Raw genomic sequence first — 25,682 nt, 5'->3', positions numbered from 1 at the left:
ACATTCAGGTGCAGAAGCACACGCCATTTCGTCAGGCACGATTACAGTGCGACAGGTGAGTGTGCAGATTTCCTGGTTGTTGAGACAACGCGACCTCCGGCTGAGTCATCGCGGCGGGCCCGAACGCAGCGGTGCCGCCATCACCTTCGCGCAGGCGACCGAGCTCACCGATCCGAGTCCGTGGTTGTCCGGCGGCGAGCTGATCCTCACGACAGGTCTCGGCTTCGACTCCGGCGGCCCCGCACTCGCGCAGTACGTCCGCACCCTCCGAACGGCAGGGGTTGCCTGCCTCGGATTCGGAACCGGTCTCTCGCACAGCGTGATTCCACGAGAACTTCTCGACGCGGCAGACGAGGTCGGGCTACCCGTCGTCGAGGTTCCCTACGACACTCCCTTCGCCGCGGTCATTCGGGCGGTCACCACACGCATCGCCGAGCAGGAGTACGAGGAAGTCCTGCGGGCGGCGTCGGTACAGAGCCGCATCACCCGCGCCGCACTGCACGGCGGCGTCGACGCGATCGTGCGCGAATTGGCGGTCGCCACCTCCACCTCCGTCGCGCTCATCGGACATCGCACCGAGTCGTTCCATCCGGTCGACGCGGCGGATCTGATCGCGCAGGCCCGCGAGATCGCCGCCAGTATCCGTCCGTCGTCGTCGCCCGCGACGGTGTCGGTGAGCGAGCCGGGCCGCACCGTGAGCCTGCACTCGGTACCGATCACCGCCAGTGCGCCGAGCTTTCTCGCGATTCGCACGAAGGGACCCGTGACGGGAGTCGAGCAGATATTGCTGGGGCATGCGGTGTCGCTGATAACCCTCGAACTGGAAAAGCCCGCGCGGCTGCGCGCGGAGCAGACGGCCCTCAACTCGCGTGCGCTCGGACTTCTCCTCGACGGGCATCTCCTGTCCCCCGGTGACACGCAGGTACCGAGCTATCTCGCCGATGCGGCCGACGACGACTCACGCATCACCGTGGTGGTTCTCCGCGGCGCGACGGGGCGGACGGGTTCCATCGCCGATGCCGTCGATGCTCAGTTCCGCGCCCACGCTCGGCCGACGTTCGTCAGGTCCACCGACGACGGTGCCGAGATGCTGCTACCCGGCGACGACGCGACTTTCGTTGCGCAGCTGATGAATTCGCTCCCCCGTTCGGTGTGTGCGGGGGTCGGCACCGACATGCACATCACCGAGGCCCCCACCGCGCTGAGACAAGCGCGGCTCGCGTGCGCGGCGGCCGGTCCCGGTGATCGGGTCGTCCATTTCACCGGGTCGATGCTGCTGGCGTCGGAACCGGTTCGGGAGTCGTTGCGTGCCATGGCTGCCGTCACCATCGCCGTACTGGCCGAGTACGACCGCACTCACACCGCGGATCTGGTGGGTTCGCTTCGGGCATTCCTGGAAGCCAACGGGCACTGGGAAACCGCCGCTGCCCACCTGTCGGTGCATCGTCACACCTTGCGTAACCGCATCACACGATGCGAGGAATTGCTGGGGGTGGATCTGACGTCGGCGCGGGTGCGAGCGGAATTGTTGCTCTCCCTACTCGCGGCATGAGAGCGCCCCTCTGTGTCAGGATTTCGCGATGACCACCCCTCGTCCTGAACCCCAGATCTCCGTCGCCACCGCGAAGTCGGTTCGGCTCGGAGTGCTGCTGGCGGCAGTCGGCGGATTTCTGGATGCGTACACCTACGTCACTCGCGGCGGTGTGTTCGCCGGTGCCCAGACCGGCAACGTGGTGCTGCTCGGCGTGGACGTGGCGGGCGGGCGTTGGGTGGAGGCGCTGGTGTTCCTGCCGCCGTTGACGGCGTTCGTTCTCGGTGTCATGACGGCGGAGTTCATCGCGTTGCCTGCGATCGAGAGGATCGTGCGCAGGCCGGTGCGGGCTGTGCTCTGCTACGAGATCCTGGTTCTGGTGATCGTCGGGTTTCTGCCGGCAACGGTTCCCGATGCGGTGGTGTCGGTCATCCTCGCGCATGTCGCGGGCGTGCAGGTGACGACCTTTCGGGTGTTGGTGGATTCGCCGTTCAACACGACGATGACGACCGGCAACCTCCGCACCATGGCCATGGCGGCGTTTCATCGTGTGGTCGAGCACGATCGGGAGGCGGGGATCAGGGCTCGGCGGTTCGGCACGGTCATCGCCGGATTTCTCGGCGGCGCTGTACTCGGCGCAGTGTCGGTGGAGCTGTTCGCTCTGCGCGCGATCTGGGTGGTGGCCGTCATGCTGATCGTCGCGCTGGCACTGTTCGTGTTCGACGAACGCCCACCTCGATCGGCTGCAGCGAAGCGTTAGTCGCCCAGTCGAAGCGGCGCGATGGTGTCGAAGACGTCCCCTGGGCCCGGGTTGTCCGGTGCCGAGATGCCACCCAGGTGATGTACGACGCCCCATACCGCGTTCAGTGCTGTGTGAATCGCGCCCTCCGCCCAACCGGCGGTCCACGAGATGTCGTCGCCGGCAAGGAAGATGCCACGGTGTCGGGGTTCGAGTTCGTCCTGCACGAAGTGGGTGAACAGTCTTTCCTGATAGCGGTAGTGCCCCGGCAGGTTGGCCTTGAACGCACCCATGAAGTCGCGCTCGGTCTCCCAGGACAGCGTCACCGGAGTCGAGATGATGTGGCTGCGGAAGTCGACGCCCGGGTAGATCTCCTCGAGGGATCGCAGCATGATGTTCATGCGTTCGGTGGGATCGAGAGCCAGCAGTTTGAGCGAGTCGTCGGACCACGTGTAGGACAGGCAGATCAGCCCCGGCTTTCCTTCGCCTTGATCGAGAAGGTATGTGCCGCGACTCATCCGGTCGGTCAGTGTCATGCTGACCAGATCACGCCCGGTCACCGGGTCCTTGTCTTTCCAGAACGGCCGATCGACGAGTGCGAAGACCTTCGTCGACCCCATGTAATGGGTACGTTCGATGGCGGTCCAGTGGTCGATCGGGAACAGATCGTCGTCGCATCTGATGTTGCTGAGCAACATCCAACTCTGCGCGGTCACGACCGCAGCCGCGTACGTCCGAATGTTTCCTCGGTCGTCGTGGATCGTGGTGCCGCCCCCGGTGCGCCTGATCTCGGTGACGCGCGGCATCGTGGTGCCGCCGTTCACCGAGGACACCGACGTACCCGCGGGCCAGTGCGCCAGGTCCGCGGGTGTGTCGGTCCACAACCGCATCGGCAGCTGCTGTGACCCGCCGACTATGCCGCGGTGGTGATCGTCGGCTGCGGTGATGACGACACGAAGGATCTCGAGAATGGAGTTGGGATAGTCGGTGTCCCAACCTCCTGTTCCGAAACCGACCTGGCCGAACAACTCTCGCATGCGAAACGACGAAAAATGCTCGGACGCAGCGAGAAATCCGTAGAAGGTCTGATCGTCGAATTTCACGATCAGTTCGTTCCAGATGCGCTTGATCTCGGCCGCGTCCCGCCTGCGGATGGCGCGCTGCAACGGAATCAGTTCGGCGTGCTCCTCGAGCGTTCTGTTCCATGCGTCGGCGACCTCGGCGAAGATCGGCGGGAGATCCTCGAGCTTGCGGGCGTAGTGGCTGGTGCCCTTGAGATCGATCACCGTACTGGGGGTCGCCTCGGCCAACGGGTTCGGAAACGGTGTCGTCTCGAGCCCGACGGAGTCGAGGTAGTGGAACAACGCGGTCGAGGACGGCGGAAACCGCATCGCGCCCATCTCGGCCACCACACCCGGATGCCCCTCGAACGGCACCGATCGCATGCGGCCGCCGATTCGATCCGATTCGTAGACAACCGGTTCCAGGCCGAGCCGAAGCAACTCGCGGGCCACGACCATTCCTGCGAGTCCGCCGCCGACCACCGCGACTCGGGTACCGAGTGCGGCGTCGGGAACGCTACCCAGGCCGGCCGGGTGGGCGAGGTAATCGTCGTAAGCGAACGGAAAGTCCGGCCCGAACATGGTGAGCGGTTGTTCGTCCTCGAACTCGATCGCGCTGTCCGGGGTGACGGGTGTGGTCATCTGTCGTTCTCCTGCTCGGCTCGTACCGGGCCTGCGGTCCCTGCGGGACGAGGTGCCGTCCGATACAGATCCGGACGTCGGTCGGAAAGGTGGGTGTTGATCGCTCGGGACCTGTCGAGGTCGGCGGGGTCCAAGTGCACCGTCAACAGTTGCTCGTGCACACCGGCTCTGGCGATGTCGGTGCCATCGGGAGAAACGGCGCACGTCAGGCCGCAATAGGTCAGGCTCGACTCGGTGCCGCAGCGGTTGACGTAGGTGACGAACACCTGACTCTCGTAGGCCCGCGTGGGAACCACGTGGGTTGCGATGATCTCGAACGGCGACATCAGACCGGTCGGGACGATCAACCACTGCGTACCCGCGTCGGCGTGCGCGCGGACGGTCTCCGGAAATTCGACGTCGTAACAGGTGAGCAGACCGCAGCGCAGATCTTCGAAGTCGAACTGCACCACCAACTCCTGGCCTGGGGTGAAGTGCGCACGATCGAGCTCACCGAACAGGTGCGTCTTGCGGTAACGCGCCAGTGACGTACCGGTCGCGTCGACCACCTGAACGGCGTTGTACACCGACTCGCCGCTGCGTTCGGGATATCCGTACACGATCGCGACGCCGTGAGCACGGGCGATCTGTGCGACCCTCCCGAAGATCGGCCCGTCGAACGGTTCGGCACGATCGACGACGAGTTCACCGATGTCGTAACCGCTGACCGACATCTCCGGAGTGACCAGGATCGATGCACCTGCCGCCGCGGCAGCCGCAGCCGCAGCATCGAGTGCCGTCAGGTTGGCCTCGACATCGCCGGAGTCCTCCGGCCCCTGATAGAGCGAGACGGTGTTCGTCACCGATGCAACCCCGGCTTTCCGATCGGTAGTTCTTCGGGCAGTGCCGGTGCCAGTACCCACAACACTCGCGCCCCACCGCTGCTGTCGCTGCGGAAACTGTGCCGACGGCGCGGCGAGAACGTGAAGGCGTCCCCCGCCCCGAGAGAGATGTCGTCCCCGCCGAAGTCCGCGCCGGCATCGGCTTCGAAGATCACCCGTAGCTCGCCGTCGATCACGTACACGAAGCTCACGTCGAGCGGCAGCGTGTACGCCTCGGACCCACTTCCGCCGCCGTGTTCGATATGCCCCAACAACACCTGCACGCGACGCTCCCCTACCGGCGTCAGCAGATACTCGGTCATCTGTTCTCCACCGAACATGATGCGCGGCAACGACTGTGCGCGTACCACTTCGCCGACGGGTGCGTCGTCGAACAGCGAGCCGACCGGTACGTCGAGCGCGGCGCACACTCGAACCAGGGACGCAACCGATGCGTTCACCTGATCGCGCTCGAGCTTGGACAGATACCCCTTGGTGACCCCGCAGGTGTAGGCCAGCGCGTCGAGCGTGAGCCGCTTCTTCAGGCGCGCCTCCTTCAGGCGCGCACCGATCCGTGGCGCATCGACGTCGACCTGCGCGGCTGAAGACACCCTTTTCGCCTTTCAGGAAACTTGTGTTGACAAGACCGAGCATCAGAGTAACGCTTGCCGAGCGACATGGTCGACCTTTCGACGGCCGAGCGCTCGACTGCGGAGGGACATCTCGATGAATGCGAACAACCCGGAACACACCCCGGTCGGCCCACTCGACGCCACCAAGGTCCCCCGCTACGCCGAACCGACGACATTCGCGCGACTCCCCCGGCTCGACGAGGTGTCGCGGGCAGACGTGACGATTCTCGGCGTGCCGTTCGATTCGGGGGTGAGCTACCGGCCGGGTGCGCGCTTCGGACCCGGCCACATTCGTGCGGCGTCGAAACTGTTGCGGCCGTACAACCCTGCCCTGCAGGTCTCGCCGTTCGCACGCCAACAGGTAGCCGACTTCGGCGACATCGGGGTCAATCCGTTCGACATCACCGAAGCGCTGCAGACCGTGCACGATGCCGTGACGAACCTGCGTGCCGACGGCTCTTCGGTGCTGACTCTCGGCGGCGACCACACCATCGCGCTCCCGATCCTGCGTTCGCTCGCGCGTGATCACGGGCCGATTGCGGTGTTGCACTTCGACGCCCACCTCGATACCTGGGATACGTATTTCGGTGCGCCGTACACACACGGGACGCCGTTCCGACGAGCCAGCGAGGAAGGGCTCATCGACCTCGAACGCTCCCAGCACATCGGTATCCGCGGCCCTCTCTACAGTGAGCAGGACCTCGAGGACGACCGGGTTCTCGGCTTCCAGGTGATTCGCTCCGACGACTACGAGGTCGACGGCGTGGCCAGCATCGTCGAGCGTATGCGTCGTCGCCTCGACGGTGGACCGGTCTACGTCTCGGTCGACATCGACGTTCTCGATCCCGCGCATGCTCCGGGCACCGGCACACCCGAGGCCGGCGGGATGACCTCACGCGAGTTGCTCAACACGCTGCGCGGTCTCGTGGGGCTCAACGTGGTCGGTGCCGACATCGTGGAAGTCGCACCCGCATACGACCACGCCGAGATCACCGGCATCGCGGCGGCCCATGTCGCGTACGAGTTGCTGTCGGTGCTGGCGCTGAACCGGTAGCGGGCACTCACCGTCGCGGCAACACCAGAATCGGTACGGGCGAGTGCCGAATGATCTTCGTTGCCCGTGAACCGAGGAACACCCGAGCGATCGGACCCAACGGCCCGGACGATCCGATGGTCAGCACTTCGCCGTCCTGCCAGTGCAGTTCGTCGAGTGCTTCTCGCCAACTGCCCGCGGTCGCCAACTCGGTGTCGACGCGGTCGGCCGGTAACCCCACCGCGACAGCGTCGTCCACCGCAGCGGTCAGCGCCTCGCTCAGTCCTCGGGCGAGCTCCGCTGCTACGTCGTCCTCGGCTCGCAGCCCGATCTCGGGCGGATACATCGTTGCCCCGCGAACGACGAACGAGGCCAAGCGAAGTGGCACACCGGTGTCGCGGGCCAACTCCGCTGTGGGCCCGACGACGCGGGTGGCCTCGCTGTCGCCCGAGAACGCGCAGGTGATCCGCGTCAGGACGGCCCGATCTCGAATGCGGTAGCCGCGCGGGGCCAACGCGACGGTGACCGGCGAGGAATGGAGCAACTTGTCCGCGGTGGAACCGACGACGACTTGCCCGAGAGCACCGTCCCCCCAGGAACCCAGAACCAGGATCGACGCCCCGGTGGTCTCCGCGGCCTCGGTCAATGCGGTGGATACCGAGCGGTGCGACATCCGATGGAACGACGCCTCGACATCGGGTGCGCGTTCCTCCAAGTAGTGGCGGGCTTTCGCCTCCGACTCGGTGGCCGTCGACGCGGCCCAGTCGGCGAACTCGGCGTCGACCCGGGCCATCGACGGCGTCGACCACGGCTTGGGAACCACGGTTGCCACGTCGATGTTCGTGGTCAGGGATCGGGCCAGTTGCGCACCGAGATCGAGGGCACCGACACTTCCCTTGCCGGGCGCGAAGGCGATCAGCACGCTCATTCCGCGACCTTTCCGACCGATCGAAGCGCCGAATGATGCCGACCCCACAGGAAGTAGAACGCGAGAACCACGGCGAGCCAGAGCCCGAACCAGAACCACGTGGTCCACCGCAAGCCGGACAGGATGTAGATGCACGCGGCGATGGACAGGATCGGTGTCACCGGGTAGCCCGGCACCTTGAACGGACGCTCGAGGTCGGGCATCGTCCGGCGCAGGACGATCACGCCGATCGCCACGACGATGAACGCGACGAGCGTTCCGATCGACACCAGATCGGCCAACTTGTCCAGCGGAACGAACGCGGCGAGGATCGAGATGATCACCGCGACGACGATCGTGTTGTTGACGGGGGTGTGAGTCCGGGGACTGACCTTCGCGAACGCCTTGGGCAGCATCCCGTCTCGGCCCATGGCGAACAGAATGCGCGTCTGCCCGTACATCGTCACCAGAGTCACCGAGAAGATCGAGATCACCGCGCCCGCCGCCAGAATCGTGGCCGGCCATGCCCGTCCGGTCACATTTCGGAGAATCTCGGCCAACCCGGCTTCTTCCTGCCCGGCGAATGCTGTCCACGGCTGTGTGCCCAACGCCGCGACCGCAACGACGAGGTAGAAGACGATCACCACGACGAGTGCGGCAATGATGGCTCGCGGCATGGTTTTCTGTGGATTCTTCACCTCGTCCCCGGCTGTCGAGACGGCGTCGAGACCGATGAACGAGAAGAAGATGGTGCCGGCCGCCGCGGTGACACCTGCCGCTCCGAGCGGCATGAAGTCCGAGAAGTTGCCGGAATCGAAGGCGGTGAATCCGACGACGGCGAACAGCGCGAGCACGCCCAGCTTGATGACGACCATGACTGCGTTCACCGCTGCGGACTCGCTCGCACCGCGAATGAGCAAGACGGCGCACAGAACGATCAGCACGACGGCGGGCAAGTTCAGTATTCCCGGATCGGCGTCACCCGGTGCCGCGGACAACGCGTGCGGGATGGTGAAGCCGAAGAGATTGCCGAGAAGTTCGTTGAGGTATCCGCTCCAGCCGACCGCCACCGCGGCACTCGACACCCCGTACTCCAGCAGCAGGCAGGCCGCAACACCCATCGCGACCACCTCCCCCATCGTCACGTATGCGTATGAGTACGTCGATCCCGAGACCGGCACCGCCGAGGCCATTTCGGCGTAACAGATAGCGGCGAGCCCGGCGGCAATTCCGGCGGCCAGGAACGACAGGACCACGGCTGGACCGGCTTCGGGAACGGCGAGCGAGAGCACGAAGAAGATGCCGGTGCCGATGGTCGCTCCCACTCCGAACATCGTCAGTTGGAACGTCCCGATGGTGCGTTCCAGACCACCGGGCTGCTGGTCCGGTTCTGCGATCGGTTTCTTGCGGAACAACTGCGAGCGCAGACCCGATGCGGGTCCGTTCGACGATGTCATGGTCGAGACTCCCAACGTGAAGACGAACGGTGCGGACCGAACCGTGCCGCGGGCGGTACAGCAGCCGACGCGAGGCGATTTCGGTGATTCTGCTCCCCGAGCCACCCGGTCGCACACCGAACACGCCGCGCGGTCCACGAGCTCGTTGTCGAGCCGGTGTCGGTGTGAGCGCCGCCTACCATTGACCTCGACTCGGATGGGAGACCCTCGAACACATGGCCACACAGCCGGACGCGACACCGCTCGACGCGGTGGCCGCGCAAGCGGCCTCGGACGCAGGCGGCCTGGACGTCGCGTTCCTGGGGAACTTTCTCGACGTCGTGACCGATGCGGTGGACGCAGGTGTTCCGCTCACCCGCAAGCAACTGCGGGAGTGCCGCGTACACGGCGACGAAGCAGCCCGAGCGGGTGTGGCTCTGCGCGCGTTGCTCGACCTCTACCTGTCGGCGGCGTGGCGATTGTGGCGCGAGTTGCCCGCCGTGCAGGCCGCCGCAGCAGACCCGGCCGGGGTCGTCACCGCGGGCGAGGTCATGCTTCGAGCCGTCGACGACGCCGCGGCCGAACTCGCCGAAGGCTTTCAGCTCGCCCGGCGGACCCTGGTTCGCGTGGAGGTATTGGCACGCCGCGAGTTCGTGGACGATCTGCTCTCCGGAACGGCCGATGTCGCCGGTGTCCTGGGACGTGCGCAGACGTTCGGGCTGGATCTGTCGAGTCCGCACGCAGTCGCCGTGGTCACGTCCACGACTCCGTTCACCGACGCGACGTCGGCCATCGGGCTGGTCGAACGCAGCGTGCAGGGCAGCAAAGGGGACGCCGATCTCCTCGTCGCCACCAAGCAGGGTCGGCTGATCGTGGTGTTTCCGGCACCCGATCGCGAGGCCGTCGACCACGTGCTCACCCGTGTGGGACGAGTCCTCGGTGCGTCTGCAGCCGGCCCGAGCGATACGGTCGACCTGCGCCGTCGCGGCGAATACGGACGGATACAGCTCGGAGTCGGTCGCCCACGCAGCGGCGCAGTCGGCGTGGCGGCGTCGTACCGAGACGCCCTGGACGCGCTCGACCTCGCGTCGTCGCTGGGGCTCGACACACCCGTCGTCGACGCCCGTGATCTGCTCGTCTATCGCGTTCTGATCAGTGATCGCGCCGCGATCGCCGATCTGGTCGAGACGTTGCTGACCCCGTTGACGAGCGCTCGGGGCGGAGCAGGCCCACTGCTGGAAACATTGCAGGTGTACTTCGAGACCGGCGCGAACTCGGCGTCCACCGCACGCCGGATGCATCTGTCAGTGCGCGCGGTCACGTACAGATTGTCGCGAATAAGAGATTTGACCGGGCAAGATGTGGGCAATCCGGTCGAGGCATTTGCGCTGCACACGGCAGTACTCGGCGCGATGTTGCTCGACTGGCCGCGATCCGGCCTGCACTCCTGAATCGCACCTGAGGCCGAGATTGCCGGAAGTCGGCAAGAAAGTCCGCCGAAACATGTCCGCAAAACAACCCTGCCTGCAGCAAAGCAAACAGTCAGACTGGAGTAGTTGCGGTCGAACCGCCCCACATACCGATCGAACGAGAACGTAAGGAGCAGGACAGATGTCGTCGTTGACACAGAAGTTGACCGCGTTCGCTCGCAGCCCTCAGGGCAAACAGATGATCGACCGAGCGCGCCGATATGCAACCAAGCCCGAGAATCAGGCGAAGTTGAAGCAATTGGGCACGAAGTTCACCGGTAAGGGTGGCCGTTCATGAACGTCGTCCCATGGTGGGCGTGGGCCGCATTCGGTGCCGTCGTCCTGATCCTGCTGGCCATCGACCTGTTGGCGCACCGCGGCGCGCACATCATCGGCTTCAAGGAGGCCGCGTGGTGGAGCGCACTGTGGGTAGGCGTCGCCATCATCTTCGGCATCGTGGTGTTCTTCACGCTGGGAACAACGGCCGGAGTCGAGTACACGACGGCGTGGTTGCTGGAGAAGAGTCTGTCGGTCGACAACCTCTTCGTCTTCGCGCTGATCTTCGGCTACTTCAAGGTCCCCCGTGAGTACCAGCACCGCGTGTTGTTCTTCGGTGTCATCGGTGCCCTGGTCTTCCGTGCCATCTTCCTGGCCGCCGGTGTGGCCATCGTCAGCAAGTTCGCCGCGGTTCTGTTCGTCTTCGCCGCCATCCTGCTCTACAGCGCGTACAAGCTGATGAAGGACGAGGACGACTCGTACGACCCCGGCACCTCCATTGCAGTGCGCTTGCTCAAGAAGATCGTCCCCGTTCAGGACGAGTACTCCGGTACCAAGTTCTTCGTCAAGGAAGCAGGCAAGCGGGTGGCCACGCCACTGCTCGCCGTCGTGGTGGCGATCGAGGCCGCCGACCTGGTCTTCGCGGTCGACAGTGTTCCTGCCGTTCTGGCAGTGACCGACGACCCGTTCATCGTGTATTCCTCGAACGCGTTCGCGATCCTCGGCCTGCGTGCCCTGTACTTCCTGCTCGCAGGGTTGCTCGAGAAGTTCCACTACCTGTCCAAGGGACTGGCGATCATCCTCGCCTTCATCGGCGTCAAGCTGATCCTGCAGGCCGGGCACAAGGTGATCAGCACGTCGATCCCCGAGATCCCGTCCTTCGTCAGCCTGGTGGTCATCGTCGTGGTCCTGGCAGGCTCGATCGTCCTGAGCCTGAAGAATCCCCCGGAGGAAGACAGCGCCGACGCGGTCGACAAGGCTGCAGCCGACAGTCCGATCGTCGATCCGACGGACGGAACCTCCACCGCCGGCACCTCGTCGACGGGTACGTCAGGTACCGATTCGCCTCGACTCGACAAGTAGTTCCGCACGACACATGCCCCGCCGGAATCGATCCGGCGGGGCATGTTTGTACTTCGCCGTGATGGGGCAAACCGTCGTCATGGCTGACAAGAACTCGTACACCGTTCCCGGACTCTCGTCGGACGTGGGCGCGCGCGTCGCAGCGATCCTGCAGGATCGCCTGAACGCCTACAACGACCTCCATCTCACGCTCAAGCACATTCACTGGAATGTGGTCGGACCGAACTTCATCTCTGTCCACGAAATGCTCGATCCTCAGGTCGAGGCCGTGCGCGGCTTCGCCGACGAGGTCGCCGAGCGCATCGCGACCCTCGGCTCCTCTGCGAAGGGAACGCCGGGCACCATCGTCAAGGAACGTTCCTGGGACGATTACTCGATCGGCCGGGCGACGGCGATCGAGCACCTCGGCGCTCTCGATCTGGTGTACACCGGGGTCATCGAGACCACCCGTAAGAACATCGAAGAGGTCGGCGAGATCGATCCGATCACCGAGGACATGCTCATCGGCCAGAGCGCCCAGCTCGAACTGTTCCACTGGTTCGTCCGCGCGCACCTGGAGAACTCCGGTGGTCAGCTCTCCACCGCGAGCGCGACCAGCGAAGTCGACGCTGCGAAGCAAGCCGGCTGACAAACATTTCCACCCGAAGCCACCGGTCTCGCCGATCACGGCGAGGCCGGTGCTTTTCGTTGTGACAGAACCAGATCACTCCGTCGGACGCGCCTCGTGGCCGCTGCGACCGTGCGTTCGTCGCTGTTCTTTCATCTCGGCTTCGAAGACGTGCCGACGTCCGTCGAGCAGCTCGTTCCGGACCGCCCGCTCGTGATCACGAAGTACCGTCCAATACCCGTCGTCGAACTCCTCGACGAGCTGGAACGTCCACCGCCCCTGAGCGATGTTGCGGCCGATCATGTCGGTCTCGAGTCGCTGTGCCAACGCGTCGTGCCCGGCGTCCGACAACGCGTCGGAGGCCTCCCCGAGCAGCAGATCCGCGTGTCCCATCAGCTGATGGAACGAGTACAGGTGGCCGCGAGCGCGCTCGACGTATTCGAGTGCCTCGGACAGTTTGCCCGTGGCCGCCACGGTATCGTCGTCCACTCCGTCGGGGCGGCGGTGCTCCGGTGCCGGCGTCTCATGCGAATGTGGGTCGTTCGTCTGTGCAGTCATGAACGGCACGTACCCGCATCCCGTGCCGGCAACACGGCCGTGAGTCCGATGATTACCGACCGCGATCTCGGGTATAGCTCCCATGCACGAGCAGCACAATCGATTTCGAGGAGTTCACATGGCTGATTTCATCGACAAGGCAAAGCACAAGGCAGAAGAGCTCGTGGGCGAAGCCAAGGAAAAGATCGGCCACAAGACCGACAACGACGACCTTGCTGCCGAAGGCGCAAAGGACCAGGCGTCGGGCAAGACCAAGCAGGTCGGCGACGACGTTTCCGACGCAGCCGGCAACATCAAGGACAAGTTCACGAACTGATCCATCGATGCAGCAGAACCCCGCACCCAGCCTTCACGGCTCGGGTGCGGGGTTCTTCTCCGTCACAGGCCTTCTGTCGGATTCGGCAGCGGCAACGGCCGCCCGAACATCCATCCCTGCCCCAAGCTGGCACCGAGCGCTTTCGCACGTCGCAGATGCCGACGCGTCTCGATGCCTTCCGCCAGCACGATCGCATTGCTCGACCGAACGTAGGCGTGAACCTGTCGCATCGCCGGTCGGGACCGCAGCGGAGCTCGCACGATCGACGCGTCGAGCTTGACGATGTCCGGTGCCACCAGCGCCAGTAGATCCAGGGTTGCCGGTGTCGCTCCGACGTCGTCCATGGCCACCCCCATCCCGCGTGCGCGCGCGCCGCGGACGAGGGCCATCAGCAACGGAACGTTCCGATCCAGATCACGCTCGGTGATCTCGAGGACCACGTCGAGATCGTCGCCGATGGCGTCGAGGTGCATGTCGACGTCCTGCTCGTCACGGAAGCAACCCGGTTCGATGTTGAGGAAGAACCGCACCCTGCGGGAGTAGGCACGTTCCCTCGCCGCCCGCAGAGCTGCCGCGCGGCAGGCCACATCCACTCGGCCGACGAGTCCCCGTTCACGGGCCAGAGCAAAGACGTCCTCGGGAAGTGCGCTGCTCGGCGACGGCCACCGAGCGAGGGCTTCGTAGCCGACGACATGTCCCGTCGACAGTTCGACAACCGGCTGAAACAGCGCCGCCACCGAATCCACCGACTCGAGCGCCGCGGACGCTGCCAGCACCGCGCCGTCCGAGACGGTCACAGTGATCGCTCGTCCACCGGGGTTCGGCGTGCCTCGAGGCGATCGGCGATCAGTGCTGCGTGCAGTCGCCGCAACCCCGACGGTTTCATCGGATCGAGACCGGTGAGTTGATCCACCCGCTTGAGGCGGTAGTCGACGGTGTTGGGATGCACCGTCAGCCACGTGGCTGTCTTCTTCCTGTTGGAATCGGAGTCCACGAAGGCTTGCAGCGTCGGAAGAAGGTCGACCGAGTCACGGAGTGGATCGATCAGAGTCAAGAGGTGCTTTCGACCGAGTCCGGGCCGGCTCACCTGGTACTCGAACACCAGATCCGAGATGCGGTAGGTGCCCGGCGTGTAGTGCAACCTGCGGACCAGGCTCAAGAGCTCGTACAGGTGCGGCGCCGTCACCGAGATGTCGTCGATCGCTGCCGACCCGGTCGTCGCCGTCACTGCGACCTGGCCGGCGTCGGCAAGCCGCTCGACCAGTTCGTCGACGTCGGCACCCGGAACGTCGGGCAGCAGTACCGTTCCGCCCGTCGCACTGATGGATGCGATGGGGGCGATGTCTCCGTTGTGCGCTGCCAGGGCCGCGTGAATTCTCCGCAGCTTCCGTGCGGCCATCATCGCCGCATCGCCGCGCCTACCCCCTTCGTCGGCATGCGCCGGAAAGTGCAGGGCCACGACGTGATACTCCTCGGCGAGCAGCGCACCCATCCGATCGGCGATCCTGCGGGCAGTGCCGTCGCCGGTCAACAGAGCGTCGAGCAATTCGACGTCGTGCCGTGGACCGTTCTGCGCCAACGTGCGGAACTCGGTGAGATAAGCGTCGGACACCGCCTCGGTGACGACGTTCAGAAGCTCCATGATCAGGATCGTCCGGTCATCAACCGCCGCGCCTGCCTCCCGGTTCACCGCTGACTCGGCAGCCCGTAGACCCAGCGCGCAGCCCTCGTTGATCGCGTGCTGAATTCGGCCGAGTGGCACTCCGTCGCGGGCCCACCGCGTTGCGGCGTCCCGGAAGGTGTCCATGGCCCCCGCGACCGGTAGTCGACCGGAATCGAGGACCCCTGCAGCCAGTTCGCTGCAGGTGGTCGCCATGTCGTCGAGCTCGCCCCGTGCACAGTCGCGCGGCGGCGGTACGTCCTCCGGATCGACGAAATACCGGTTCAGCATTCGCGCGGCAGTCTCCCGGGGCGTCCGCAAGCGGTCCGATGCACGTCGACCACCTGCGTACTCCTCCTGCGCCGTGTCCACACTGTCTGTTGCAGTCACCGAACCCCACCCCTCGTACTCGAAACCCGCGTCAGGTCATGTCCTTCAGGCGGCCGATGTCTGCCCACAACGCCCCTGCCTCGGTATCGAACCGTCCTTCCCCGGCCGAACCGTCGGCCGGGGTGAAGACACTCGAACCATAGTGCACAAATAAAACCTGGGGATTGTTTTGGACCGTGAACCCGGCAACAAATCCGCATTAGCGTCCGGTTCGTCGTCATTTGTGACGCCCCATCACGAATGAACGGTCACGTGCGGGCGGTTTCCAAACGTGATGCGGCGCACGTTCCGGGCCGGAATCCGGGCCTACAGTTCCGACTTGTCCACTTGACCCTCGTCGAAAGTCAGGCTCCATGACCACTTCTCGGTCCACCTTCCGTGCAACGAGGAAGGCCACCACAGTCCGCGCTGCGATGATTGCTGCAATGGCATGCTCCGTTGCCCTCGGTTCCGGTTTCGCAGCACAGGCTCAGCCGGCACCCGTCCCGGTACCGGCACCGCCCGCAACCGTGCAGGGCAACACCGTTGTTCCGCCGGGGCCGACCGGCGCATACCCGAAGGCCTCGGATCAGGGCATCACGGCACCGAGCATCGATTCGGCTGCCCCCGCCACCGCGACGTACGACCCACGGACCGAGACCACCGGATACGGGCCCGATCAGAAGAACTTCCTGGCCGGATTCCTCTACAGCATCGTCAACCCCAACGTCGCACCCCAAGGTGCCAACGATTGGAACTGCAAGCCCACCGCCGCGCACCCCCGCCCGGTCGTCCTCCTGCACGGCACCTGGGAGAACGCGTACAACAACTTCGCGCGCATGTCGCCTGCCCTGAAGAAGGAGGGCTACTGCATCTTCGCGCTCAACTACGGAGACGGGGACTCCAGTGTCGTCGGCAATCTCCCGTCGCTTCGCGGTACCGCATCGGTCGCGTCCAACGCAAAGGAGATCGCCACCTACGTCGACGCTGTGCGGACGGCCACGGGCTCTGCGCAGGTCGACATCGTCGGCCACTCCCAGGGTGGGCTCGTCACCCGTCAGTACCTCCGTTTCGAGGGCGGTGCCAATCCGACCGACCCGACCAAGAACAAAGTGAACACGGTCGTCAGCGTCGCCGGATCGAATCACGGCACCACCCTCGTCGGCATCGGAACTCTGGGGCGCACCATCAACAACCTGGGACTCAACGTCCTGGGAGTCGTCGGTGCCATCGCCGGGCCGGCAGCCTCGGACCAGGTGATCGACTCGCCACTCGTCAAGGGACTGGCCGTCGGCGGTGACACCGACCCCGGCATCAAGTACACCGTGATCGGCACCAAGTACGACGAGGTCGTCACCCCGTACAAGACGACGTTCCTCACCGCAGGCCCCGGTGCCACCGTCAACAACGTCACCCTGCAGGACGGCTGCGGCATCGACCTGTCGGACCACCTGTCGATCTCCGTCTCACCGCGCGCGATCGGCATCGTCAAGAACGCACTGGATCCGAAGGGCTCCCCCGCGAAGTCGATCCCGTGTGCCTACAACTCGCCCATCACGGGCCAGTAGTACACCGGTACCTCCGTTCCACCGAGGGCGATCGGCCGATCGAGCCGATCGCCCTCGGCGGAAGTCCGGGTCAGTTTTGTGCCGGTGTCCACCCCAGCGCCGGGCCGAGCTTCTGCGCCGTGTCGGTCAGGATCTGCACGTAGTCCTCGTGGTCGAAGCTGAACGGCAGCGCGAACGCCACCTCGTCGACCTCACGAAAAGATCGATTGGCGTACAACTGCTCCGCGATCTCGTCCGAGGTACCCACGAGGTCCGGTGCGAACATCATCCGAGCCGGCCCCTGCGGTGCTCCGGTCCGTGCAGTACGCGCGTGAACGTAGTCCTCGTACTTGCGCTTCTGCGCGGCGGAAGCACTGTCGGTGGGGATGACCACCAGCCCCTGGGAGACCCGCGCGTCGGCCCCGGCCGGGTGAGCCTCGCGGAACCGCGCGATGTGCGCGCGCTGGATCGCATCGAAATCCGTCGAGTCCTCAGCGCGCACCACACTGCTCACCAGAAGATTCATCGCGTTCTCCCCTGCCCACTGAGCAGAACGGAGACTGGCCCCGCCGTACCACATTCGGTCCCGTAGACCACGCGAATGCGGTTGTACCCGTTCGGAATACGCTTCGATTCCCTCGGTCCCCGACCACGTGGACGCAGGTTCACCGGCTACGAACCGAAGCAGCCGCGAGACTCGGTCGTAGCCGAAGTCCTCGTCCTCGGCGGTGTCGGGATACAACGAGTGTGCGACGCGATCGAAGTGCATCGGTTGTCCCACACTGATTCCCGCGTTGACGCGCCCACCGGACAGCACATCCACCGTGGCCAGGTCCTCGGCGAGACGCAACGGGTTCTCCCAACCCAACGGCGTCACCGCAGTGCCGAGCATGATGCGGTCGGTACGTTGCGACGCGGCGGCCATGACCGCGATGGGAGACGAGATACCGAACTGCAGGTGACGATGACGAAGCCACGCACTGTCGAATCCCAGCCGCTCCCCGAGTTCGATGATGCGCAGCGTCGATTCGTGGCCGACCTCGGGTGCGTTCTCGTCGAAGAGCCCGATGGTCAGAAATCCGAGCGAACGCAGGGGCCTGGATGGTTCGGGCACGTCTGGACCTCGTTTCGTGAAAGTCCGGCCAGCCTAATTCACACCGTCGTCAGTGTCGTGAACAGCGGCGGTGAGACGGCGAATCTCGGTGCCGCCGTACTCGAGCAATCCGAGCGACGCGAACGCTTCGAGCCATCCGACCATCGGCCACCGGCCCCACCGGCGGAAGAAGATCCGAGCGTTGACGACGATGTCGTCGAGATGTTCCACCGGAGGATCGGACACGGGATGGAACTGGTGGTACGCGTGAGCGCCGCCCACCCACCGCAACCCGATGCCCGACGCGCGGGCCGTGGCCGCGAAATCCGTGTCCTCGCCCCCGTACCCGGTGTAGTCCTCGCAGAAGCCGCCGATCTCGGTCCACGTGTCGGCGTGCACGGCGAAGGACAACGACCAGAACAGGTCGAAATCGTGTCCGGGTTCCACTGCGCCCGCAGGCGGATTCGGTCGAGCCGGATGCGGCGCGGTGAGCGGGATCAGAGCGTCACCTTCGAGCCCGACGCTGTCGGGTTTCAGGTAGGTCACCGGTCCGCACAACAGAGTTCGCCGACTGTCGGGGCGCAGTGCGGCGCGGCGATACCTGTCGAGCATCTCCGGGGCGGGTATGCAATCCACGTCGAGGAACACCACCAGCTCGGCACCCCGACCGAGGGCAGCGGCTGCCCCGAGGTTACGCGCCCGCGCCACCGGCAGCGGGGTCTGTGCATCCATGTCGAGAACCTTTGCTGCAGAGCCGGATCGGGCGACCACGTCTGCAATGTCGTCATCGCCCATGGCGACCACGATGTGCTCGACGGGCCGGTCGGTGGACTCGGCCAACCCGCGAATCTGCGCGGCGAGATGAGCGTGACGGCCCGAGACCACGGTCACGACAACCACTTTCATCGTCGAGCCGTCCCGGACGCAGCCTGCTCGATCGCGCGAGCCGCCCGATCGGGTGCGCCGTCGGTACCGAGCAGCGACCATGTCCGTCCGCCGATGCCCAGGGCGCAGTCGGCAGCGCGTCGCCACCGATCGACCGAGGGCCACTCGTCGAGCACCGCGGCGATGGATCCGGCCGCCAGTGCGTGCGCGGTGGCAGCCTGCTCGTCGAACGGCCGGGCTTGCGGAACCACGATGGCCGGTGTGCCCGACGCGGCGACGTCGGCCACGGCGTTCTGCCCGGCGTTGGTCACCACGAGGGCCGCTGAGCACAGCACCGGCCACACGTCGTCCACCCAGTCGCCGCCCGCCACTCCGAGTGTGCGGAAGTCGAACCGGTCGTCCGCGGCGGACCACGAGTCCACCAGTTCACGGGTCAACGAGGTGCCACCCGCCGCGCCCAGTACGACAACCGGGCCTTCGGTGGCCGCAGTGTTCGAGCCCTCCGTTCGGGCTCGTCCGGCGAACCGGCTGATCGAGCCCGAGTACGTCGTCTTTGCGGCGTACGGATGCAACCATGCCGGGTCGTACACACTGCGTGACCACGGTGCGAGAATGTGCGTCGCCGCGCGGTAGGCCATCGCGTGGACGGGATCGGCCCGGTGTCCCGGAATCGCCATGACGATCACCCGGACACCCATCAGCCGCAGAAACATCGCCACTTCCACGGACACATCGACGACCACTGCCCGCGGTCGCTCACGCGCAACCCAGTCGGCAATGATCGCCATCCGTGCCGTCAGTCCGTCGACGTCGTGGGGTGCCCAGTGCACCACTCCCCCCGCCGAGATGTCGTCGGCGGCTGCCTCGCCCACGGTGTCGTTCACATCCAGCGGGAGTGCGATCCATTCCGCTGCAGCATGTTCCGGAGGCCGCGCCCGCGAGGACAGCACCGTGATCGGCTCACCCAGGCGGCGCGCAATCGCGTCGGACCGAGTGACGTGGCCTACCCCGTGGTGGTGTGCGTAGTAGCCGATCATGCAATCGCGAGACCGTGGGCGGACTCCGGTGCCGATGCGGACTCGAGGGTCGATCGGTACAGCTCCTCGTACTCGTCGACCATCCGGTCCACCGAACACACCTGCTCGGCGCGCGCCCGCGCGTCGTGCCTGTTCAACGCTGCCGCGGCGGGAATGGCGGCGGCGAGCCCGGCCACGTCGTCGGCGGGTACCAACACTCCGGACGAGGCGTCGATGATCTCGGGTATCCCTCCGCGGGCGAATGCTGCCACCGGGGTACCGCAGGCCAGGGCTTCGGCGACCACCAGACCGTACGGCTCGGACCACACCGGCGACACCAGCGCGACCTCGGCACCGGCCACCAGCGCGGCGAGGGCCGGCTGATCGAGGTGCCCGACGTATCGGACTCGATCGTCGAGCAGGGGTTCGACGACACCGTGGAAGTATTCGAGGTTGCTGATGGGTCCGGCGATGCGTAGCGACCGGCCGGCGAGCTTCGCGGCGGCGATGGCCAGGTGCAATCCCTTCTCGGGAACCAACCGTCCGGACCACACCACATAGTCGCCGCCCGCACCGAACGGCCAGTCCTGCAGCGAGATCCCGTTCCGGATGACGATCGTCCCGGTCGCGACGTCGGCCCATTGTTCGGCTGCGAACGCACTGACAGCAGCAAAAGTGTTGGCACCGAACGGAGCCAGGGCAACAGCCGACTCCAGCCACGCGAACGGCGGCGTGTGCAGAGTGGTCACCATCGGCACCGGCAGTGTGGCGGACATCGCCAACGGCAGGTAGTGCAGGCTGTGGTTGTGCACGATGTCGAACGAGTTCGACAGCGCACCGGCCAGTTCCATCATCACGGCGAGGTATGCGTGGTGCTCGCGAACCGCAGTGGGGGTGACCGCGAGATCGGCGAGGGCAATCGGTGTCAGATCCAGCGTTCGGACCGGCAACATCGTGGCATCCAGATCGACGCTCGATCCGTCTGCGGCGAACAGACTGACGTGGTGCCCACGCTCGGTCAGCGCCCGCACCAGATTGTAGACGTGTGCCTCCAGACCGCCCGCGAAAGGCTGTGCCACCGGAAAACTCGATGACGCCAGCACCGCGATGCGAAGTGGCTTCTCGTTCAACGCATCTCCTTTGTCACTGCTGCGTAGATCCCAGCGTGGGTCGCTGCGATTCGTTGTCTCTGCTCGGCCCGGGTTGCGGCGTCGAGCGCTGTGGTCCGATCGGCGTGGGCCGCCTGCACGGCTGCCACCAACGTGGCGGGATCGAACGAGTCGGTGTTCATGACGAAACTGTGAATCGGCGCTTGGTCTGCATAGAAGCCGCAATCGGACGCGACGACGGCCGTTCCCAAATCCCGACATGCCTCGAGCCAACCCGAATGTGTTCCGAACCGATACGGCAACACCGAGACGTCGATCGAAGACAGGTAGTCCCACAGTTGCTCGTCGTCGAATCGGGCGTGCACCCGCACATCGACGTCGGGGAAACTGTTGTAGTCCAGCAACTTCGCGCCGACGGTCGGGTCGTACCAGTGGCCGGCCGTGTCGAACACGTCCTCGTCGATGTCCAACCGCACCGTCGCAGCCGGTAGCGATCGAGCCGCCTCGACGACGGCGTCCATCACCGCAAGCGGGTCGATGTTCGCTCGCAGGTTCTTGGCGTGGACTCCGATGACGAACGAGTCCGACACCGGGCGTGGGACGTTCATTCTCTCGAGAGGCACCACGTGTGGGTGCTCGATCACCGTCGCATGCACATTCCACCGATCGGCTATCCATGTAGCCGCTCCCTCGGTGAGGGTGATCACGGCATCGGCACCACGTATCAACACGTCCAGTTGCTCCAGATGACCGGTGTTGTCCGCGAAATGGGGATTGTGCGCGTCGTGGACCGTGAGCACCAGGGGCTTGCGATGGGCCCTCAGGTACTCGACCGTGCGGGTCAGTTCTTCCGGCGAGAAGGACTCGAAGCCGAAGTGCACGTGCAGAACGTCGAAGCTCGAATCGGGCTGCTCGGCCAACCACCCGGCGTCGAGGAGACGAGGCGGCCACCACTGGCCCGGCACATCGACGCGAACCGGCGTCGGATCGGGCAACAGCACCACCGAGTTACCGGAGCCGTCGGGCACCGGCTGCACGTGCTGTACGTACACGTGAGAGGAGGGTACGGACGCAATACGAATCATGAATTCCTTCGGGTACAGGTCAGACGAATCGTGCCTGTTCCCGACACGCGCATGGGCTCTGTACCCACTTCGTACCGAGTTCAATCGCGGTTGGCGTCGCAGGTTCGGCGGGGCTACGTTGACCAGAAGAATGGTCGAACACACGCACTCACACGACGTCGGGGCAGACATGGACGGGCGTACTCGCCACTACGGCGATTTCTACGGAATATCGGGGCTCGAGGCCGCGCCACGTACACCCGTCGACGATCGCCCCCTGTTGCTCGTCTGGGGTAACTGCCAGGCCGAGGCGATGCGCATTCTGCTGAGCTCGGATGCGGCGATGCCGTTTCGGACGGTACGAATCCCGCCGGTACACGAACTCGAATCCGCCGATCTGCCGCACGTCGATCGATTGGTCCGGCAGACCTCGGTACTGCTGACTCAACCTGTGCGGGAGGGCTATCGGGATTTGCCACTCGGGGTCCCCGATCTGACACGAGCACTCCCGCCGCACGCCGTGGTACTTCGTTGGCCCGTGCTGAGATACGCCGCGCTGCATCCTTTTCAGGTCATCGTTCGGCATCCGAGCGATCCAGCTGCCGTTCCGGATCTCGTTCCGTACCACGATCTGCGGACGATCGTGGCCTTCGAGCGTGGCGCGCGGTCCGGCGAGAACTGGGACCTCCCGGTATCCGACGCCGGCTTTCGTGACGCCGCGCAGGCGAGCCTGGACGAGCTACGACGACGCGAGAGCCGCGACACCGACATCGCTGCGTCCGACCTGTTCCAGAGTGCGGGAAGCCGTGCCACTCATACGATCAACCATCCGACCAACGTGGTGTTGACTGCACTCGCGCAGCGGATCCTGGACCACCTCGACACCGCCTGCACTGTGGGTGATCCAGGGAGAGAACTGCTCGGCGGTGTGCGAGCGCCCGTCGAACGCCGGGTACTGGACGCCCTCGGCTTCCCCGGTGATGCTCGCCCAGACTGGACGGTCGACGGTTCCGAGGTGTCCAGCGATGTCGTGCACCGCGCACACCTCGATTGGTATGCGGCACATCCCCAGTTCGTCGACGCCGCACTCGCCCGCCACTCCGAGCTCCTGCGAATCCTGCAGACGACGCCGTGATCGCACCCGTGCATCATCTCGTGGTCGGCCCACCGGACCACGGAGTCGTCCGGTGCGCCCGCGACATGGCTGCCGCCACAGCGAGTCCCGTGGTGACCGCTCCCGACCGACTACCGCCCGACACTCCCGTCCACATTCACTTCACCGACCGGCTGTTCGGACGTACCGCGCACGAGGCAGCCGATGCCATTGTCGCACTGGCACAGCAGCATCGAGCCCGCATCACCGTTACGCTGCACGACGTACCCCAGATCTCGGACGGCTCCGCGTTTGCGGCACGCACCGACTGCTACCGCCGAGTGATCGACTGCGCTGCAACGGTCGTGGTGTCGAGTGTGCACGAGCGACTGCTTCTCGAGGACATACTCGACAGCCGACCCGACATCCGGGTCATTCCCCTACCGATAGACCGCCCGGCACTACGATCCGACGACGTCGTCCCCCGGCGAGTCGTCGGAATTCTCGGGTTCGTCTATCCGGGAAAGGGACACAGCGAGGTACTCGGTGCCATGTCTGCACTGGACGCCGACGTCGGGTTCGACATCGTCGGGGCCGCGTCGGCCGGACACGAGGACGTGCTCGACGAACTACGCGCCACTGCCCGGCATCTGGGCAGGCCGTTTTCGACGACCGGCTTCGTGCCCGATGCCGAACTGGGCGGCCGATTGCGGTCCATTGCTGTCCCGGTTGCTTTCCACCGGCATGTATCGGCATCCGGTTCTATCAACACCTGGATCGCGGCGGGCCGTCGCCCTCTGGTCCCTCGTGGTCGATACGTCGACGAGATGGCCGTCAATTCGCCCGATGCGTTGTGGATTCACGAGGACACAGTGGAGGGCCTGGCCGAGGCCATGGCAGAAGCGTTACGCCGACCCGAGAAGACATGGCAGGCCGCCGACTCGGCACCGTATCCATCGCCGGCGCAGGCGGCCGACCTGTACAGCTCCCTGTTCCGAGAAGGCATGGCCCTACCGTCCATCGCGCTGCCCGATGGCCGCTCGGTGGTTCCGCACAATCGGTGGGATCTGGCACCGACCGCATCCGACACGCCCCGAGTGTCGGTCGTGATTCCCTACTTCCGGCAGCAGCACCAGCTCGACCTGGTTCTGACAGCGTTGACCGCGCAGACCTGGCCCGCGTCCCGCATCCAGGTGATCGTCGCCGACGACGGATCTCCCGAGGAACCGAACGTGGAGGAATTCGGCTCGGCTCTCGACATCACCGTCGTGCGCCAACCGGATCTCGGATTCCGGGCCGCCGCCGCACGCAATCTCGGTGCGTCCGCAGCGCGCGGAGACATCCTCTGCTTCCTCGACGCCGACACCGTGCCCGAACCCGATTACATCGAGGAATCGGTACGCCTGATCGTGGCCCTTCCCGATGCGGTGACGGTGGGTAGGCGTCGACATGCCGATTTCGGCGGGTGGACGCCCGCGGACATCGGCACCTGGTTCGACGGCCGATCTGCGGGCCCCACGGAGTTCACCGAGCCCCCATGGCTTCGTGACGGCTACGCCGGCTCGCGAGATCTTCTGGACGCGGACCGTCGTTCGTACCGATACGTCATCAGTGCCGTGATGTCCTGCAGCCGAACGTTGTTCGAGGAACTCGGCGGGTTCGACCCGACGTTCGTCGGGTACGGCGGAGAAGACTGGGAATTCGCGCATCGGGCCTACGCCGCAGGTGTCGTCCTGGCCCATCGGCCGCGAGCAGTCGCCTGGCACGACGGGCCCGACTGGGCCGAACGCACGGGCGGAGACCGAGAGCGGAAGAATGCCGAAGCGTTGATGCTGGCCTCCCGCATCACCGACCCTGCGGCGCGGACCCAGGGTCTGACCTTCGCGCTGCCGGAGATCGTCGCGGTTGTCGATACCACCGGGCACAGCGCTGCGTCCCTCCTCGAGACCGTCGGCTCGGTCCTGAGGCATCCTGATTGTCGAGTGTGGATTCACGGACCCGGTGCCGAAGAATTACGGCGGCAGTGGGGCGACGCCGACTGCCGCATCCAGGTGGGTCTTCCGGGAGACACCGCACGTTCTCACGCGGTGCTCGAGGTGCGCGGCCTCGTCCTGTTCGGTGCCGGCGCACTTCGTCGTCTCGTGGAGACAGGAGCGGATCGGCTGACGGTCGACGTGGGCAACTCGGGCACGGTCGAACTGCGCACGTCTCGGTCGAGCGCTCGCGCTCGACGGTGGTCGTCGACGATGGGAACGGCTTCCGAGGACCTCGCGGAGGCCCTGTTCGGGCACATGCATCGGACAGGCGCGGAGTTCGGGCTCTTCGCGGGCGAGGTTCAACCGAAACTCGCGTGGTGAATGTGGGGTGGTTCCGGTGTCGACTCGACCGAATCGGGTACGGCCAGTGGGAGAATGTAAATCGGCGGCAGACAAAAGCAACGGCGAGATCGGGCGAATGATGAACAGAACGCTGTATTCGATGATGTGGATGATGGCGATTATCTTCTTCGTCGCTTTGCTGTGGGGCACAGTCGGTTACGTGTACGCAGACACCCATCCTCTGCAGCGAGCGGCATTCGTCGGAGGCGGAGTGTTGATCGCGGGATGGCTGATTCTGTTCGCGGCCGTCGGGATCAAAATATCGCGGCTCAAAGCCCGCAGGAGACAGAGCAACTCCGACGAGCAGTAACTGTTCGA

At 65.4% G+C, this 25,682-nt stretch carries 25 protein-coding genes; 12 read left to right on the top strand and 13 right to left on the bottom strand.

Features of this window, described 5'->3' with window-relative positions:
* Positions 1 to 55 precede the first annotated feature (55 nt).
* Positions 56 to 1,552: a PucR family transcriptional regulator gene (locus RFA01S_RS15595; protein ID WP_032408053.1), complete on the top strand. Its 1,497-nt coding sequence runs from the start codon at positions 56 to 58 to the stop codon at positions 1,550 to 1,552.
* A gap of 28 nt (positions 1,553 to 1,580) precedes the next feature.
* The gene (locus tag RFA01S_RS15590) at positions 1,581 to 2,291 is read left to right on the top strand and encodes a YoaK family protein (RefSeq protein WP_032366254.1); all 711 of its coding nucleotides are present in this window, start codon (positions 1,581 to 1,583) and stop codon (positions 2,289 to 2,291) included.
* Here RFA01S_RS15590 and RFA01S_RS15585 read toward each other — a convergent pair.
* The 3 genes from RFA01S_RS15585 to RFA01S_RS15575 are packed head-to-tail and all read right to left on the bottom strand — an operon-like array spanning position 2,288 to position 5,444.
* The gene (locus RFA01S_RS15585; protein WP_032408054.1) at positions 2,288 to 3,973 is read right to left on the bottom strand and encodes a flavin monoamine oxidase family protein; all 1,686 of its coding nucleotides are present in this window, start codon (positions 3,971 to 3,973) and stop codon (positions 2,288 to 2,290) included. The genes RFA01S_RS15590 and RFA01S_RS15585 overlap by 4 nt on opposite strands.
* Positions 3,970 to 4,815, bottom strand: coding sequence for a carbon-nitrogen hydrolase family protein (locus tag RFA01S_RS15580; protein ID WP_032408055.1), 846 nt, complete (start codon positions 4,813 to 4,815; stop codon positions 3,970 to 3,972). The genes RFA01S_RS15585 and RFA01S_RS15580 overlap by 4 nt, the downstream gene beginning before the upstream one ends.
* Positions 4,812 to 5,444: a helix-turn-helix domain-containing protein gene (locus RFA01S_RS15575; protein ID WP_032408056.1), complete on the bottom strand. Its 633-nt coding sequence runs from the start codon at positions 5,442 to 5,444 to the stop codon at positions 4,812 to 4,814. Before RFA01S_RS15575 ends, RFA01S_RS15580 begins: the two co-directional genes overlap by 4 nt.
* A 115-nt stretch (positions 5,445 to 5,559) precedes the next feature.
* Here RFA01S_RS15575 and speB point away from each other — a divergent pair, with 115 nt between their 5' ends.
* Positions 5,560 to 6,519 carry an agmatinase gene (gene speB / locus RFA01S_RS15570; RefSeq protein WP_032408057.1) on the top strand — a complete coding sequence of 320 codons (960 nt, stop codon included), beginning with the start codon at positions 5,560 to 5,562 and terminating at the stop codon, positions 6,517 to 6,519.
* Between the two features lie 7 nt (positions 6,520 to 6,526).
* Here speB and RFA01S_RS15565 read toward each other — a convergent pair whose 3' ends face one another.
* On the bottom strand, positions 6,527 to 7,426 hold the full coding sequence (locus RFA01S_RS15565) for a universal stress protein (RefSeq protein ID WP_032408058.1): 900 nt from the start codon (positions 7,424 to 7,426) through the stop codon (positions 6,527 to 6,529).
* Entirely contained in the window at positions 7,423 to 8,862 is a 1,440-nt protein-coding gene (locus RFA01S_RS15560; RefSeq protein WP_032383632.1) for an amino acid permease, read from the bottom strand. The genes RFA01S_RS15565 and RFA01S_RS15560 overlap by 4 nt, the downstream gene beginning before the upstream one ends.
* Before the next feature lie 215 nt (positions 8,863 to 9,077).
* On the opposite strand from RFA01S_RS15560, the gene RFA01S_RS15555 reads away from it, so the two are divergent.
* From RFA01S_RS15555 to RFA01S_RS15545, 4 genes are all read left to right on the top strand, one after another.
* Positions 9,078 to 10,292, top strand: a complete 1,215-nt coding sequence (locus RFA01S_RS15555; RefSeq protein WP_032366258.1) for a PucR family transcriptional regulator — start codon at positions 9,078 to 9,080, stop codon at positions 10,290 to 10,292.
* A 160-nt stretch (positions 10,293 to 10,452) separates the two neighbouring features.
* On the top strand, positions 10,453 to 10,608 hold the full coding sequence (locus tag RFA01S_RS27775) for a hypothetical protein (protein WP_167326732.1): 156 nt from the start codon (positions 10,453 to 10,455) through the stop codon (positions 10,606 to 10,608).
* Positions 10,605 to 11,669, top strand: coding sequence for a TerC family protein (locus tag RFA01S_RS15550; protein WP_032408059.1), 1,065 nt, complete (start codon positions 10,605 to 10,607; stop codon positions 11,667 to 11,669). Before RFA01S_RS27775 ends, RFA01S_RS15550 begins: the two co-directional genes overlap by 4 nt.
* A gap of 79 nt (positions 11,670 to 11,748) precedes the next feature.
* Positions 11,749 to 12,297: a Dps family protein gene (locus RFA01S_RS15545; RefSeq protein ID WP_027496222.1), complete on the top strand. Its 549-nt coding sequence runs from the start codon at positions 11,749 to 11,751 to the stop codon at positions 12,295 to 12,297.
* Positions 12,298 to 12,372: 75 nt separating this feature from the next.
* Here RFA01S_RS15545 and RFA01S_RS15540 read toward each other — a convergent pair whose 3' ends face one another.
* Positions 12,373 to 12,834, bottom strand: a complete 462-nt coding sequence (locus RFA01S_RS15540; RefSeq protein WP_027496221.1) for a hypothetical protein — start codon at positions 12,832 to 12,834, stop codon at positions 12,373 to 12,375.
* Between the two features lie 118 nt (positions 12,835 to 12,952).
* Here RFA01S_RS15540 and RFA01S_RS15535 point away from each other — a divergent pair, with 118 nt between their 5' ends.
* Positions 12,953 to 13,150 (top strand): CsbD family protein, encoded by a 198-nt coding sequence (locus tag RFA01S_RS15535; protein WP_027496220.1) that lies wholly within the window; start codon positions 12,953 to 12,955, stop codon positions 13,148 to 13,150.
* 62 nt (positions 13,151 to 13,212) lie between these two features.
* On the opposite strand, the gene RFA01S_RS15530 is transcribed toward RFA01S_RS15535, so the two are convergent.
* Both RFA01S_RS15530 and RFA01S_RS15525 read right to left on the bottom strand, forming a co-directional pair.
* Entirely contained in the window at positions 13,213 to 13,947 is a 735-nt protein-coding gene (locus RFA01S_RS15530; protein ID WP_230597469.1) for an EAL domain-containing protein, read from the bottom strand.
* Complete coding sequence (locus tag RFA01S_RS15525; RefSeq protein ID WP_032408060.1) at positions 13,944 to 15,200, bottom strand: PucR family transcriptional regulator; 1,257 nt, start codon at positions 15,198 to 15,200, stop codon at positions 13,944 to 13,946. The genes RFA01S_RS15530 and RFA01S_RS15525 overlap by 4 nt, the downstream gene beginning before the upstream one ends.
* Positions 15,201 to 15,553: 353 nt before the next feature.
* Between RFA01S_RS15525 and RFA01S_RS15520 the strand changes: the two genes are divergently transcribed.
* Positions 15,554 to 16,747, top strand: coding sequence for an esterase/lipase family protein (locus tag RFA01S_RS15520; protein WP_032408061.1), 1,194 nt, complete (start codon positions 15,554 to 15,556; stop codon positions 16,745 to 16,747).
* A gap of 70 nt (positions 16,748 to 16,817) precedes the next feature.
* Here the strand turns inward: RFA01S_RS15520 and RFA01S_RS15515 are convergent, their stop codons facing one another.
* From RFA01S_RS15515 to RFA01S_RS15495, 5 genes are read right to left on the bottom strand one after another with little or no spacing between them, the layout of a single operon-like run.
* On the bottom strand, positions 16,818 to 17,840 hold the full coding sequence (locus RFA01S_RS15515; RefSeq protein ID WP_032408062.1) for an LLM class flavin-dependent oxidoreductase: 1,023 nt from the start codon (positions 17,838 to 17,840) through the stop codon (positions 16,818 to 16,820).
* 33 nt (positions 17,841 to 17,873) lie between these two features.
* The gene (locus RFA01S_RS15510; protein WP_052060848.1) at positions 17,874 to 18,725 is read right to left on the bottom strand and encodes a glycosyltransferase family 2 protein; all 852 of its coding nucleotides are present in this window, start codon (positions 18,723 to 18,725) and stop codon (positions 17,874 to 17,876) included.
* Positions 18,722 to 19,741: a glycosyltransferase gene (locus tag RFA01S_RS15505; RefSeq protein WP_027496216.1), complete on the bottom strand. Its 1,020-nt coding sequence runs from the start codon at positions 19,739 to 19,741 to the stop codon at positions 18,722 to 18,724. Before RFA01S_RS15505 ends, RFA01S_RS15510 begins: the two co-directional genes overlap by 4 nt.
* Complete coding sequence (locus RFA01S_RS15500; protein WP_027496215.1) at positions 19,738 to 20,850, bottom strand: glycosyltransferase; 1,113 nt, start codon at positions 20,848 to 20,850, stop codon at positions 19,738 to 19,740. The genes RFA01S_RS15505 and RFA01S_RS15500 overlap by 4 nt, the downstream gene beginning before the upstream one ends.
* Positions 20,847 to 21,881, bottom strand: coding sequence for a glycosyltransferase family protein (locus RFA01S_RS15495; protein ID WP_238325159.1), 1,035 nt, complete (start codon positions 21,879 to 21,881; stop codon positions 20,847 to 20,849). The genes RFA01S_RS15500 and RFA01S_RS15495 overlap by 4 nt, the downstream gene beginning before the upstream one ends.
* Before the next feature lie 202 nt (positions 21,882 to 22,083).
* On the opposite strand from RFA01S_RS15495, the gene RFA01S_RS15490 reads away from it, so the two are divergent.
* The 3 genes from RFA01S_RS15490 to RFA01S_RS15480 all read left to right on the top strand — a co-directional run bounded on the left by RFA01S_RS15490 (position 22,084) and on the right by RFA01S_RS15480 (position 25,674).
* Positions 22,084 to 23,028, top strand: coding sequence for a WcbI family polysaccharide biosynthesis putative acetyltransferase (locus RFA01S_RS15490; RefSeq protein WP_032366531.1), 945 nt, complete (start codon positions 22,084 to 22,086; stop codon positions 23,026 to 23,028).
* On the top strand, positions 23,025 to 25,343 hold the full coding sequence (locus RFA01S_RS28180; RefSeq protein ID WP_238325160.1) for a glycosyltransferase: 2,319 nt from the start codon (positions 23,025 to 23,027) through the stop codon (positions 25,341 to 25,343). Before RFA01S_RS15490 ends, RFA01S_RS28180 begins: the two co-directional genes overlap by 4 nt.
* A 97-nt stretch (positions 25,344 to 25,440) precedes the next feature.
* A complete protein-coding gene (locus RFA01S_RS15480) occupies positions 25,441 to 25,674 on the top strand; it encodes a hypothetical protein (RefSeq protein ID WP_094622014.1) in 234 nt (77 codons plus the stop codon).
* Positions 25,675 to 25,682 lie beyond the last annotated feature (8 nt).

The organism is Rhodococcoides fascians NBRC 12155 = LMG 3623 (genome assembly GCF_001894785.1).
GTDB classification, from domain to species: Bacteria; Actinomycetota; Actinomycetes; order Mycobacteriales; family Mycobacteriaceae; genus Rhodococcoides; species Rhodococcoides fascians.
This window is presented reverse-complemented; position numbering and strand designations above follow the sequence as displayed.

Coding starts and splice junctions, on each gene's coding strand:
- RFA01S_RS15590 (WP_032366254.1), top strand. CDS start 1,581: ATGACCACCCCTCGTCCTGAACCCCAGATCTCCGTCGCCACCGCGAAG.
- RFA01S_RS15585 (WP_032408054.1), bottom strand. CDS start 3,973: ATGACCACACCCGTCACCCCGGACAGCGCGATCGAGTTCGAGGACGAA.
- speB (WP_032408057.1), top strand. CDS start 5,560: ATGAATGCGAACAACCCGGAACACACCCCGGTCGGCCCACTCGACGCC.
- RFA01S_RS15565 (WP_032408058.1), bottom strand. CDS start 7,426: ATGAGCGTGCTGATCGCCTTCGCGCCCGGCAAGGGAAGTGTCGGTGCC.
- RFA01S_RS15560 (WP_032383632.1), bottom strand. CDS start 8,862: ATGACATCGTCGAACGGACCCGCATCGGGTCTGCGCTCGCAGTTGTTC.
- RFA01S_RS15555 (WP_032366258.1), top strand. CDS start 9,078: ATGGCCACACAGCCGGACGCGACACCGCTCGACGCGGTGGCCGCGCAA.
- RFA01S_RS27775 (WP_167326732.1), top strand. CDS start 10,453: ATGTCGTCGTTGACACAGAAGTTGACCGCGTTCGCTCGCAGCCCTCAG.
- RFA01S_RS15550 (WP_032408059.1), top strand. CDS start 10,605: ATGAACGTCGTCCCATGGTGGGCGTGGGCCGCATTCGGTGCCGTCGTC.
- RFA01S_RS15545 (WP_027496222.1), top strand. CDS start 11,749: ATGGCTGACAAGAACTCGTACACCGTTCCCGGACTCTCGTCGGACGTG.
- RFA01S_RS15540 (WP_027496221.1), bottom strand. CDS start 12,834: ATGACTGCACAGACGAACGACCCACATTCGCATGAGACGCCGGCACCG.
- RFA01S_RS15535 (WP_027496220.1), top strand. CDS start 12,953: ATGGCTGATTTCATCGACAAGGCAAAGCACAAGGCAGAAGAGCTCGTG.
- RFA01S_RS15520 (WP_032408061.1), top strand. CDS start 15,554: ATGACCACTTCTCGGTCCACCTTCCGTGCAACGAGGAAGGCCACCACA.
- RFA01S_RS15510 (WP_052060848.1), bottom strand. CDS start 18,725: ATGAAAGTGGTTGTCGTGACCGTGGTCTCGGGCCGTCACGCTCATCTC.
- RFA01S_RS15505 (WP_027496216.1), bottom strand. CDS start 19,741: ATGATCGGCTACTACGCACACCACCACGGGGTAGGCCACGTCACTCGG.
- RFA01S_RS15490 (WP_032366531.1), top strand. CDS start 22,084: ATGGACGGGCGTACTCGCCACTACGGCGATTTCTACGGAATATCGGGG.
- RFA01S_RS15480 (WP_094622014.1), top strand. CDS start 25,441: ATGATGAACAGAACGCTGTATTCGATGATGTGGATGATGGCGATTATC.